At 63.8% G+C, this 12,307-nt stretch carries 12 protein-coding genes; 6 read left to right on the plus strand and 6 right to left on the minus strand.

The features are described 5' to 3' along the window. Nucleotides 1-160: 160 nt before the first annotated feature. From ACFORO_RS10260 to ACFORO_RS10280, 5 genes are all read left to right on the plus strand, one after another. Entirely contained in the window at nucleotides 161-2,047 is a 1,887-nt protein-coding gene (locus tag ACFORO_RS10260) for a carbamoyltransferase C-terminal domain-containing protein (protein WP_377868455.1), read from the plus strand. A gap of 101 nt (nucleotides 2,048-2,148) precedes the next feature. After that, nucleotides 2,149-3,189, plus strand: coding sequence for an aspartyl/asparaginyl beta-hydroxylase domain-containing protein (locus tag ACFORO_RS10265; RefSeq protein ID WP_377868456.1), 1,041 nt, complete (start codon nucleotides 2,149-2,151; stop codon nucleotides 3,187-3,189). 10 nt (nucleotides 3,190-3,199) lie between these two features. Then, nucleotides 3,200-4,015 carry an SDR family NAD(P)-dependent oxidoreductase gene (locus ACFORO_RS10270; protein WP_377868457.1) on the plus strand — a complete coding sequence of 272 codons (816 nt, stop codon included), beginning with the start codon at nucleotides 3,200-3,202 and terminating at the stop codon, nucleotides 4,013-4,015. Between the two features lie 71 nt (nucleotides 4,016-4,086). After that, on the plus strand, nucleotides 4,087-4,263 hold the full coding sequence (locus ACFORO_RS10275; protein ID WP_377868458.1) for a hypothetical protein: 177 nt from the start codon (nucleotides 4,087-4,089) through the stop codon (nucleotides 4,261-4,263). A 550-nt stretch (nucleotides 4,264-4,813) separates the two neighbouring features. Beyond that, complete coding sequence (locus tag ACFORO_RS10280) at nucleotides 4,814-6,037, plus strand: MFS transporter (RefSeq protein WP_377868459.1); 1,224 nt, start codon at nucleotides 4,814-4,816, stop codon at nucleotides 6,035-6,037. Between the two features lie 159 nt (nucleotides 6,038-6,196). Here the strand turns inward: ACFORO_RS10280 and ACFORO_RS10285 are convergent, their stop codons facing one another. From ACFORO_RS10285 to ACFORO_RS10295, 3 genes are all read right to left on the minus strand, one after another. Further along, the gene (locus tag ACFORO_RS10285) at nucleotides 6,197-7,513 is read right to left on the minus strand and encodes an integrase core domain-containing protein (protein WP_377868460.1); all 1,317 of its coding nucleotides are present in this window, start codon (nucleotides 7,511-7,513) and stop codon (nucleotides 6,197-6,199) included. 58 nt (nucleotides 7,514-7,571) lie between these two features. Further along, a complete protein-coding gene (locus tag ACFORO_RS10290; protein WP_377868461.1) occupies nucleotides 7,572-8,213 on the minus strand; it encodes an integrase in 642 nt (213 codons plus the stop codon). Nucleotides 8,214-8,711: 498 nt separating this feature from the next. Then, nucleotides 8,712-9,764, minus strand: coding sequence for a fatty acid desaturase family protein (locus ACFORO_RS10295; RefSeq protein ID WP_377868462.1), 1,053 nt, complete (start codon nucleotides 9,762-9,764; stop codon nucleotides 8,712-8,714). A gap of 751 nt (nucleotides 9,765-10,515) precedes the next feature. Between ACFORO_RS10295 and ACFORO_RS10300 the strand changes: the two genes are divergently transcribed. Beyond that, on the plus strand, nucleotides 10,516-10,758 hold the full coding sequence (locus tag ACFORO_RS10300) for a ferritin-like domain-containing protein (RefSeq protein WP_377868463.1): 243 nt from the start codon (nucleotides 10,516-10,518) through the stop codon (nucleotides 10,756-10,758). A gap of 36 nt (nucleotides 10,759-10,794) precedes the next feature. On the opposite strand, the gene ACFORO_RS10305 is transcribed toward ACFORO_RS10300, so the two are convergent. The 3 genes from ACFORO_RS10305 to ACFORO_RS10315 are packed head-to-tail and all read right to left on the minus strand — an operon-like array spanning nucleotide 10,795 to nucleotide 11,629. Further along, nucleotides 10,795-11,091: a transposase gene (locus tag ACFORO_RS10305; protein WP_377868468.1), complete on the minus strand. Its 297-nt coding sequence runs from the start codon at nucleotides 11,089-11,091 to the stop codon at nucleotides 10,795-10,797. Continuing rightward, nucleotides 11,037-11,324 carry a DDE-type integrase/transposase/recombinase gene (locus ACFORO_RS10310; RefSeq protein WP_377868464.1) on the minus strand — a complete coding sequence of 96 codons (288 nt, stop codon included), beginning with the start codon at nucleotides 11,322-11,324 and terminating at the stop codon, nucleotides 11,037-11,039. The genes ACFORO_RS10305 and ACFORO_RS10310 overlap by 55 nt, the downstream gene beginning before the upstream one ends. Continuing rightward, on the minus strand, nucleotides 11,321-11,629 hold the full coding sequence (locus ACFORO_RS10315; RefSeq protein ID WP_377868465.1) for an IS3 family transposase: 309 nt from the start codon (nucleotides 11,627-11,629) through the stop codon (nucleotides 11,321-11,323). The genes ACFORO_RS10310 and ACFORO_RS10315 overlap by 4 nt, the downstream gene beginning before the upstream one ends. Nucleotides 11,630-12,307 lie beyond the last annotated feature (678 nt).

Genomic DNA, 12,307 nt, shown 5'->3' on the forward strand with positions numbered 1-12,307 from the left:
GCATCGCAGGTGAGTCGCAGGGGAGTTGAAGGCGTTGAGTAATGAGTATGATTACTTTCTCTCCAGTTATATTAGCCCACCAGGACCAAATTCGGTTGTCGTTCCGCGGCACGACCAGAACATCGCTCTTTGGCGACGCGCGCAGGGCCGGGTAGAGCTCGTGCGGCTGTGGGAACTGGAGCGGCTGAGCGGACAGAAGCACCACTACTGGCCGCTGTTCTCCGGTGTGCGCAGCACGGCGCTGCTTGAGCGACTGTTAGCCGAGGAGGGCGTGAGCCTGGCCGAGATTGGTATGTCCTGGGGTACCATCGGCCTGCCCGCTTACACCGAGCTCACGGCTCCAGCCGGTGCTGAACTGTATCCGTTGCACAGCCTCGGGCACCTATTTGGCGGGCTGCTGATGGATACCAAAATATTTGCGACAGAAACTATAGTCGCACTCGCAGTCGATGGCGGTCCTGACTTCGGTTTGGACAAAGATGCGAAGGACTTCTGGTATGCCGGCTGCGTGTCCGTCCGCGGCGAGCTGACATTCGATCCCGTCGAGTCACCCGCGCTTCTCTACGCAGCCGCAAAAAGACTGTTTGATAGTGAACCTGGCACTCTGATGGCGCTGGCGTCAGCTTGCGTGGCAGAGATCCATTTCGATGCCGAAGGCATCCTCGCCCGACATGAGTTCTACGGCGGCCGGACCCAGCCGCTCCTAGCCACGGTTCCTTTTGTGCAGCGGATAACCGACGAAGCACGGTATCAACTGGCTGGCACCTGCCCTGACCCACGGTTCACCGACGAGGAAAACCTGCAGAGCGCAGTTATGAAGGTCGTACAGAGATGCTGCGAACTGATTATGGTTCGTAATATTGAACGCTTATGCGCGAAAGCGGACGTCGATCCCCATGGCGCGAATCTATCTGTCAGCGGTGGGTTCGCTCTCAATTGCCCCGCAAACACCCGGTTAGTTGACCATTTCGGTTTCGTCCGGTTGCTGACTCCACCCTGCGCAAACGACTCGGGGCAAGCGCTGGGCATCGGCCTACTTGGGCTGTACCAAGCGGGCATACTTCCGGATGCGGATTTCCTCCTATCTAGCGCCTACTACGGTCCCCCGTGCCGCGACTTGGACTCAGCGCTTGAGCAATTCTCCAATTGGATCGAACGCACCGACCCATTCGACCCGGAGCAGTTCGTCGAGGACCTTACGGTTGGGCCATTCGCGTGGGTCCAAGACGCCGCAGAGGTCGGACCGCGCGCTCTGGGACACCGTAGCCTGATCGGCGACCCCCGCACTCTCAAGACCAAAGAATTGCTCAATGATTACAAATTGCGACAGTGGTGGCGGCCGGTGGCTCCGTTGGTCCTCAGCGAGCACGCGGTCGATTGGTTTGCCCAAAAAAGAGAATCACCTTTCATGCTCGAAGCCGTTGCAGTGCGCGAGGAACAACGTGCGCACGTACCCGCGATAATCCATCTCGACGGATCGGCTCGTCACCAAACCCTCGCGCGCGACGCCAACCCTCTACTGCATGACGCTATCTCCGCTTTCCATCAAAAGACCGGAGTTCCAATTGTCTGCAATACTTCGCTCAATGACAGAGGTGAGCCGATCGTTGACTCGGCGGCCCAAGCGCTAAACTTTTGCGTGCGTAAGGGAATACGACTTGCCTATATTGACGGTTGCCGCGTGCAGCTTCGCAGCGACTCGGAGAGCGCGGTTTACCTCTTGGGAGGCCCGCATCCTCGCGCCACCGAACTATTTGAGGGACAAGAGGAGGACTGTGCCCGCATCTGGCGTTATTGGCACCATCGAGGATACACTGAGGATGCGATGTTCTTACTTATCCGCTTCCCGGAACTACGTCCCGAGTACAAGTTAGCAACAGCGGCAAAGGTGAACCAGTTGGCCGAATTGGAGAATCGGAACGACCCTGGATTCAGTACCCGTTTGCGGCGCTACATAGAGAAATTCGGGCCGGGTGCGATCTGGCCTGTCGCAGCGCGCAGGCATAGCGCGACTGCGGCACCTATCGATGCGCAGAAGTTGAACTAGCTTACCGTGTTATATTGAACACGGGAAGCTAGTTCAACCTACCGTAGGTTTACCTCGATGGAAGTTACCTGACTTAAACCAAGCATGATCGAAGGATTATAATGACTTCAACATCGAAATCCAATCTATCCAGCATTTTGACATTGCCTGCGACGGCACAACTCGCTCGCTCTTTTGATCCCGAACGATTGATTGCCGATCTAAATAGAGTCACAGCCGCATCATGGATCGAACCTGAACGCTATTCAGAGGCAGTAGTAGAGCAAAAGTGGCGAATTCTCCCGCTTGTAAGTATCGGCGGCAGCGTTGCAGCAGCCCGACCAGGTCGGCCAGGACTCTATGACTTTGCGAAAACACCGCTTGCGCGCGAGGCACCATACCTGACGTCGATAATAGACAGCCTACCGGGTGAGGTTCGAACGGTTAGGCTGATCCGGATGGGGCCAGGGGGTCGCCTCGGCGAGCACCGGGATCGATGCGGCTTTGACTACGGGACGCTTCGTTTGCATGTGCCGATTGTGACGAATCCGAAAGCCATTCTGAAGATCGGTGGCGAAGTGCACCGATGGCAGCCCGGAAGCCTTTGGTACGGCGACTTCTCCCGAAGGCATGAAGCTTGGAATGATGGACCTAGTGCCAGAGTTCACTTGCTTCTTGACACTCTTATTACTCGCGAACTTCTAGACCTGTTTCCTGCTGAATTCACAAATGCACTATCTGACGAAGACGTAGTTTTCGCCAGGCCTCGTCGTGAACTTAGTGTTAGCGAAGCGCAGGCGTACGAGTGTAGCTTTCGTATGCCGAAGTCTTTTCTGGAGTTCCTGCCAGGTTCGCTGCCCGAACTGCGCGTGGATGAAGATGAGGAAGAGACTGAATCAGTGCATCTTGGTGTCATGCAGGATCGACTCATTCTTCACATCGGTGGCCGCCCAGCGTTTGGTTTGGTTGCTCTCGGAGATGGACTGTTCCGATTACTGGCCGGAACAGAAGATCGACTGCTGAAGATCGAACCAGCAGGCCGGCGTCCAATGGTGCGATTGCAAATTCGACACGGCTCGGAGGTACGCGAGTTGTCGGTTAACGCAATTGCTGGAAACCTCGACAGTACGGTCCGTTCGAACTTGCGCGATGTAGAGCAGTGATGGGTGGGCATTGGAGGTCGACGTGACAAGTTCGACGGATACTCACGACCCGCGGACGGATGCCGCGCTGCGCGGCAGAACCGCGTTGGTTACCGGTGGTGCCCGTGGTCTGGGCGCGGCGATCAGTCGTCGTCTGGCCGAGGCCGGTGCACGGGTGGCACTTGTAGGACGCGACAAGGACAGGCTGTCGGCGATGGCGGCCGATCTACCCGGCGAGCCGCTGGTCATCCCGGCTGACCTGTCTGAACCGGACGCGCCACTGGCCGTGCTGGACACCGCACTGAGCACGTTTGGCCGACTCGACGCGCTGGTCAGCAACGCCGGGAAGAGCCAGCCCGTGCCGAGTCACTTGGCGACGGCTGCAGACCTGGACGAAGTGTTCGCGCTCAATGTCCGCGCACCGTTGCTGCTCGCCGGGCACGCCGCCGGACTCATGGCCGAAAGCGGCGGCGGCACGATCGTATTCGTGTCGTCCGCGCTCAGCAACCGGGGCCACCCGTTGACCAGCGCATACTCCGCAACCAAGGGCGCGTTGGACGCGGCGACACGGGCGCTAGCAGCCGAGTGGGGCCCGTCGGCCGTCCGCGTTAACACGGTCCGCCCGGGAATCACGCGCTCCGACATGGTCGCACCCTTGCTGGACAATGCCTCGATACTCGCCGCCTACCTCAAACGCGTCCCGCTGGGTCGGGTCGGCGAGCCCGCGGATGTCGCCGAGGCAGTGCTCTTCTTAAGCTCAGCGGCCAGCGCCTACATTACAGGCCAGCTGCTTGACTTGGACGGCGGCTGGGGAGCGACCTCTCCACCCATCCCGGCAAGCGAATGAAGGCTTTGCGTCCGGACCGACCTGGCTATAGCCGATCTCGGCGTGGCGAGGGGGCGATGTCCTGCTGAGATGTGGATCTGCTGGAGACGCTGTTCGACGCTGACGGCGCGCAAGTGCGCCGGGCGCTCGTCAGGCAGCTGGGCGCGTCAGCGGTGGCGGGCGGTGGCACCGCTGGTCCTCGACGAGCACCCAGCCGAGAACGACGTATGGACGCGCCTGCGCTGCTCTACCTCGACAAGTCGTCCTGACATCAAACTCTTGCGCGCGACGCTAACCCTTTGATGTACGGTGTCATCTTCTCGCTCTAACAAGAGGCTAGCGTTCCTATAGTCTGCAACACGTGGCTCAACGACAAGGGCGAATCTATTGTCGTCTCGGTGGCGCAGGCACTGCACTCCCGTATGCGCAGGGGAGCCCGGATCGCCTACGTTTATGGGTGCCGCGCGCATCTCCGTCGCGACCTGAAACGGGCATAAACTATTTCAAGGGTCCGCGCCCGCACTCCACCAAACTCTTTCGAAGAAATAGTTGTCGTCGACGCATTTTTCGCCACCGGTTAGGTATCGGAGTTATGCCGCCGGCGCAATGTCCCCACTTGCCTGATTTCCACAATTTCGCCCTAGTTGTCATTTGACGACAGAGACTGAGGTCAAATCGTCAAACGCGAGGCTCGCGAAACTTCTCGTTTACTGATCGCTCACGACAGAAGATTGAGTGATTTTAAACAAATGCAATCCTGGATGGAATCGGAATCTGAGCTGTTGCGAACACATATTCGCGTCTGCCACGCTGTCAAGCATGACGCGACGTGACTTCCGGGCACGCCTCCCGGCCGCGTACTGGCGGCTTTGGTGGGCATCAGCGGTGAACAACATCGGTGATGGCGTGTTCGCCGCCGCTGTCCCATTGCTGACCGTGACGATCACCCGCGACCCGGTACAGGTTTCATTCGTCTCGGCCGCGACATACCTGCCGTGGCTGCTGCTGTCGCTGCCAGCGGGCGCGCTGGTCGACCGGTTCGACCGGGCTAGCCTGATGTGGCGCTCGCAGACTCTGCAGGCTGTGATTGTCACGGCGGTCGCCGTGCTGATCTGGCTCGACCGCATCGACGTCGCCGGCTTGGCGGCCATGGGATTCGGACTCGGTGCGTGCGAGGCAGTGTTCGCCAACGCGTCGCTGGCAATACTGCCGGACCTCGTGCCTCCCGCGCAGCTTCATCGAGCCAACGGCAACCAGTACACAATCGCCAGTGTGGGCCAACTGTTCATTGGGCCGCCCATCGGCAGTGCACTGTTCGCGGCGGCGGCGGTGTTGCCGTTCGGTGTCGACGCGGGCTCGTTCGCGCTCTCCGCCGCGCTGCTGGCGACCCTACCGCGCCGCCGCCTGCGAACCCGACCGGCGCAACCGCCGATGCGGGCCGCAGTGATCGAGGGCGTGCGCTGGCTCGCTGGTCACCGACTGTTACGCACGTTGGCGGGTCTCCTAGCAGTCAATACGTTCTGCTACCAAATTGGCAATGTGTCCATCGTTCTACTAGCCACCGACAGCCTGCACGTCAGCGCACGCGGTTATGGCCTGCTCCTCGGCGGTGCAGCAGTCGGCAGCGTGCTTGGCGGGGTGGTTAACGCACGTGTCGTCGGCAGGATCGGACCACTGCCGGCGTTGCTCACCGCGCTGGTCGCCAACGTCGTCATCTTCGTGCTCATTGGTGCCAGCCCAAACGCGGTGGCCCTCGGCGCACTACTCGGCTGTAATGGGTTCGCCACCACCCTCTGGAGTGTGGTCACGGTCAGCCTGCGCCAGCAGGTAGTACCCGAGCCGCTGCGGGGACGGGTTCACAGCGTCTACCGGATGCTCGGCTGGGGGCTGATGCCACTCGGCTCGCTCGTCGGCGGGTTCGTCGCCGATACAGTCGGCATCCGTGCCGCGTATCCGCTCGCCGGCGCGTTCCGAGGCGTCGCCCTGCTCGTCGCTCTGCCAGCCATCCTCTCGACGATGCGCGCCGTGGACACCCCAGGATGAACGCGCCCCTGGTGTGCGGTCGACCGAAGGACTGCACCAACTGTCGCCACGGCTGCTGTCATACCGACATGCCTGACGCTCCACCATCTGGGCCGAGGTACCGATCGTGGTGACCGTGGTGGCCCGGTCCGACCGTCCATGCCCCGTCGAGCGCTTCCGTCATCGCTGCCGCGAATTCCTGCATGTCCATGAGTTGTTTTTCTTCCTGTGGTGCGGTTTGCGTGCGGAAGACGCAGAGGAAGAGAACGTGTACCGCTTCAAACTCGATGCGGGCCGATGACCAGCGGTAATGACGATTAGGTTCACGCGGCTCTTCGGTACTCGTTGATCACGCCGCCCAGCACACGACGACGGCGGATCTGGGCTGTGGGGTTCCAAAAGTCGCTCACCGGTGCTCACCAGCGGCTTTACGCGGCTCGTTCGTATTCGTTGATCAGGCCCCCCGAGAAGTCGCTGTCGCTTGATCCGCTGAGTGTTGAGGTCTGCTGCGGGGTAGGTGGGCCGAGGTGGGCGAAGCTGGCGAGAACGGTGCGGCCGTCGACCGTTGTAGTGCCGGACGTACTCGGCAAGCACGGCCCGCAGATGCCGCTCGTTGAGGATCAACATACGATCGGTGAGTTCGGATCTGGCTGTCAGCACGAACCGCTCGGCGTAGCAGTTGGCCCGTGGACAACGCGGCGGAATCCTTATCGTTTCGATGCCCACGTCCGCCAGGACGGCGTCGAAGGCGGCCGCGAACTGGCCAGCCCGGTCGCGGATGAGAAATCGGAGCTCGTCAACTCGATCGCCGAGCGCCACCACGAGGTTGCGGATCTGCTGCGTGGTCCATCTACCGTCCGGGTTCGTGGTCGTGCCGAGGACGTGGACGTAGCGGCTGCCGACCTCCAGCACGAAGAACACGTAGATCCGCTTGAGAGTGAGCGCGCAGTCGACGTGGAAGAAGTCACAAGCCAGCATCGTCGAGGCCTGCGTGCGCAGGAACTGCCGCCAGGACGTGTCGGTGTGCCGGGCCGGCGCTGGAGGTATGCGCGCACGCTTCAGAATCCGCCGGATCGTCGAGGACCCGACCCGGTGGCCAAGCTTGAGCAGCTCACCCTGGATCCTCTTGTAGCCCCAGCTGCGGTTTTCTGTGGCCATCCGTTCGATCAGCCCGGCGATCGCCTCATCAACGGGCGGACGCCCATGCCGGTGTGGATAGGTCCACTTCGCGGCTACCAGCCGACGGTGCCAGCGAAGGATCGTTCCCGGGGTGACCAGCCGGTGTGTTCGCAGCGTCGTGGGCATCAGCCGGACCAGCGCGGCGAACACAGCCCGGTCGGCCCAGTCCAGGCGAGGTTTCGGGTTGCTTCGGCGCAGTACGGCGACCTCGTGGCGCAGCACCAGCAACTCGATGTTCTTGGACGCCGACGAACGACCGAGCAACACCAACAGACCCAGCAGCCGGAGGAAGATCAGGTAGAGCAGACGCAGCGACATGCCCGGCGATCATGCCCTACCCGCCGAAAGAGCAATTGCCGCTGGTCAGAATGCATGATTAGACTTCTGGAACCCCACAGGTGCGGACGGTGATCATTGAAGTGCCGGGCGAACTCATCAAGGACCGGGCAGCGTGGCGTTCGTTGTAGATCAGCATCCTGTCGGTGCACTCCGACCGGACACTGCGCACGAACCGCTCCGCGTAACAGTTCGCTCGGGGCGTTCGCCGCGGGGTTTTCACCACGCCGATGCTCTCGGAGGCGAACACCGCGTCAAACGGTGCAGTGAACTTCGCATCCCGGTCGCGGACAAGGAACCGGAATCGGGAGGTTCCCTCGCCGAGGCTCATCAGCAGGTTGCGGGCGGCTTGCGTGGTCCAGGCCGCCGCCGGATGCGAGTTCACCCTCCGGCAAGGTGCACTCGCCGGGGTGCGGATCTCCATCATGGACACCACGCAGAGCCTCCGCAACCCGATCGTGTCCAGATGGAAGAAGTCCGTGGCCGTCAGGCCTGCCGCTTGGGCGCTCAGGAACGTGCGCCGATCGGTGGCCCCGCGCCCGATACGGGCGGCGGCGAGGATACGGCGGATCGTGCCTGCACCGACGCGGTGCCCGAGCCGGACCAGCTCTCCCTGGACACGGCGATGCCCCCAACCCGGGTTCTCCCGGGCAAGCCGGACGACCAACTCACAACTCGTCATCGACCGTTGGTCGTCCAGGCCGGTTGGGATAGGTCTACTTCCGAGTGACCAGACGGCGATGCCACGCGAGCAACGTGCCCGGCGTCACGATGCGATGCCGGCGCAGGTCACGGGGCAATAGCCGCGCCAACGCAGACAAGACCGCACGATCCGGCCGCGGAAGACGTGGTCGCCCGACCTGGCGGCGCAGAGCCGACACCTCGTGGCGAAGCACCAGTATCTCGACGTCCTTGGCCCTAGCGGACCGAGAAAGCAGACCCCACCAGCCGAACAACGTCACCATGACCAAATACATCAGTCGAAACAGCACGGCCGGAGAGCATCGCATAACCCTCACCCGGACAAACAGCAGATCAGCGAACCACAGTCGAGTCACGGCACGGTATACGGCCGGTACGAGGTCGGCGAGCATCGAGGCGAACACCGGTAGTCCGTCCTGCGCGGGTTGACCGCGGGGCAGATCCGTCGTCGCGAGTCGCGCGCGGCGCGGCCTCGTTCTCAGGCGGCGCCGCGCGCGCGGAGCGGGGCGCTGACGTCGTGCAGGTGGTTGAGCACGTGGCGGTAGGTCGTGAACAGTCCGCATTCGGCGTACTCGATGCCGCGGTCGGTGCAGAACGCGCGTACCAGGGGTTGGGCGCGGCGAAGGTTGGCGCGCGGCATGCCGGGGAACAGGTGGTGCTCGATCTGGTAATTCAGGCCGCCGAGGGCGAAATCGACGCAGCGGCCGCCGCGGACGTTGCGACTGGTAAGGATCTGCCGGGTCAGGAAGTCCGGCCTGGTCTCCCGGGCGTAGGTGGGCATGCCCTTGTGCCCGGGCGCGAACGAGCAGCCCATGTACACCCCCCACAGTCCCTGGTGGACGGCGATGAACGCGATCGCCACCGGCGGGGACAGCACCACGAACACCGCGGCGAGGTACACGGCGGCATGCACGAGCAGCAGAACCGCTTCCGTCCGGCGCGCCGCGATCCCCCCGCGCCACGCGGCTTCGACACCGGCCCAGTGCAGGTTCAGCCCTTCCAGCAGCAGCAACGGGAAAAACAGCGCGGCCTGGTGCTTGGCCGTCCAGCGCACGAGCCCGCTGCGGTCGCGCGACTGCCCGCGGGTGAACGCGAGCAACGGGATGTCGAGGTCCGGATCCTCGTCCTCGTGGTTGGGGTTGGCGTGGTGGCGGGTGTGCTTGCCCATCCACCAGCCGTAGCTGATCCCGACGATCCCGCCGAGCATCCGGCCGACGCGGTCGTTGGCCGGTCCGGTCCGGAAGATCTGGTTGTGCCCGGCGTCATGGCCGAGGAACGCGATCTGGGTGAACATCACAGCGAAGAACACCGCGGTGACCAGCTGCCACCACGAATCGCCCACCAGGACGAAAACCAGGCACCCGGCGGCCAGAGCGAGCGCGGTGAGAGCGATTTTCACCGCGTAGTAACCATAACGCCGCTCCAGCAGGCCCGCTCCCCGCACGAGCCGGACGAGAGCGCCGAATTCCTTGCGAGACGCGGTCGTCTCGGCACCGACCTTGGTCGGCGGAGTCACCGACGATGTGACCATGGGATTCCTTCCCGAGTTCTGCGATGCCGGGGACTGGGGCGACCGGTCGCACTACGCGAATTCCCGCCAGGACGCGGCCCCAAACAAGGCCGGACCCGAGGGCTCGGCGGAGAACGCCGCGCACAAGCTCGGTGCGCGGGCCGGCATCCCGGTTATCGGCGGGGAGCCGTGCCGCTCGGACTTCCGCTCCGGACCCTGCCCAGCCGGCAAGATCCCCGCGAAGCAGGATTGGCGATACCCGAATCCCCGCGTATGCGGTGAGCTGGCCGGCTCGCATCGCCTTCTGAGCGGAACGAGACCGGCTCTCCGCTCGAGATCCGCACCGCGATCAGCGGTCGCGTCATAGTCCACAATGTACTCATCGCTCTCCGTATCCCGTCGGCGGAGTGACCTGGAACGGATTTCTTCCCGATTTCCGCGGTGCCCCCGATCGGGGGGCTGACCCGTCCAAACCGCTCCCGGTGACGAAGCAGGACCGTCCACGAAGGCCATTCCCGCGCGGACGGCTGTCCGTGCGGGAATGGCCGGCGTTCGCGCCGGGCGGGAAGGAGATCGCCCGTGTTTGGCACCCGCTATGCCGCCTCGATGATCGCCCGGAGCGCGGAGAGTCCCCAGGACCGAAGCAATTTCCTGCAAGCCGCAGGCATGGCCGGGCTCGACGTGGCCGGCGCTCTCGGGCTCGGCGGCCTCACGAACCCCGCCGGGGCCGCCGTCCGCGAGGCCGCCCCCGGTCGCGCAAGACTCCGGCCAGGTGAGCGACGGCGCGGTGCTCAACTTCGCACTCGACCTGGAATACCTCGAAGCCGAGTTCTACCTGTACGCCGTGACCGGACGGGGGCTGTCCGACTCGATGACCTCCGGCACCGGCACGCGCGGCGGTGTGACCGGCGGACGGGCGGTGCGGTTCGAAACCCGGGCCGCGCGGCAGTACGCGCAGGAAATCGCCGGCGACGAGAAAGTGCGCGTCCCATTCCCGCGGACCGCGCTCGGTTGAACCGGTCCGCAGAAGTTGGACTGGTTGGGGTGGAGGTCAGGCGGTGCGGGTTTGGGCTCGGTATTCGGTTGGGCTGAGGCCTCCGAGGGTGGTGGAGATGCGGGTGGTGTTGTACCAGTGGATGTAGTCGTGCAGTGCGGCGGTGAATTCCTCGATGGTGTCGAAGCTGTTGTGGTGGAACAGTTCTCCTTTGAGGTGGCTGAAGAAGTTCTCGACAATGGCGTTGTCGAGGCAGGTGGCGCGGCGTGACCTGGACTGGGTCAGGCCCGCCTCCTCGATCAGGGCGCGCCAGGAGCGGTGCCGGTACCGGAAGCCCTGGTCGGTGTGGACCAGCGGCGCGGCACCGGGGGCAGGGCGGCGATCGCCCCACGCAGCGAGGTGGTGGTCAGGTCCAGCGACGGGGACGGGCCGCAGGCCCAGGCGACGACGGAGCGGTCGAACAGGTCGATGATCGGTGACAGGTAGAGCTTGCGGTCGCCGATGCGGAACTCGGTCACGTCGGTGACCCATTTCGTGTTCGGAGCGTCGGCGCCGAACTGGCGGTCGAGCAGGTTCTCGGCGGTCATGCCGGCCAGGACCGGCCCCGACGCGGCCGCCGGATCTTGCAGACCAGGCCGAGGGCGTTCATGACCTTGAGCACGGTCTTCTTGGCGATCTGCCAGCCGTCGCGGGCCAGGACCGGGTGGATCCGCCGGTGCCCGTAGCGGCCGCGGCCGGCCGCGAAGGCCTCGGCGATCGCGGTCTTGAGCCCGGCGTGCGGGTCGGGCCGGGCGAGGCGGGTCTGGTGGTAGAAGAACGTCGACCGGGCCAGGCACGCGACCACCAGCAGCGAGTAGTCGGCCTCGATGGCGGCGATCGCCTGGGTTTTCACCCTCGCCCCTGATCCCTCAAGGCCCGCAATTTTTCCAGGCAGGCCACCTTCGCCGACAGCCGCAGGTTCTCCGCCGCAACCGCTCCAACTCGCCCGGCCCGGACCGCTCCGCCGCTGCGGCCGGGGGACGGCCTTTCCGCCGGGGCCGCAACCCGTGATCGCGGGCCAGCTCGAGCGCGGTCGCCTCCCCTCCGACATAGCGGCCACGACCTCGAGCTTGAACTCGAACGCGAACGACCGCCGGTCCGGTTTGTTCATCAGCGCCCCCGCGCTCCGCAGCATTCAACGATCACGCAAGCGTTGCACCGCCGTCACCGACACGCCCAACCGGGCCGCGACCGCCTAGCGGCCGCGCCCGGCCTCGAACAACGCCACAGCGGCCTCCCGCTGCCCCTCCGACAACGAACTACACGAATACAACGAACACGCTCGCCGCAAGCCGGAACTCGATTCCCAGTCCAACTCCCGGGGAACGGTCAAGACTCTGAGCCCCTCAGGGTTCCCCTCACGGACCTGTCGAAACTCACATCGGGCGCTACTCGGATATTTCGGCGACGACGGCGTCCTGTGTGGACACTCAGCAAGCCGAGGCGACGCGGCTTGTGTTCCGGACATCGGGAGTCAGCCCTGGTTCGCCGACCGTCCATATCGGACAGTGTCGCCGCCCTTGTGGTGTGC

The organism is Amycolatopsis halotolerans (assembly GCF_042647905.1).
Classification (GTDB): Bacteria; Actinomycetota; Actinomycetes; order Mycobacteriales; family Pseudonocardiaceae; genus Amycolatopsis; species Amycolatopsis halotolerans.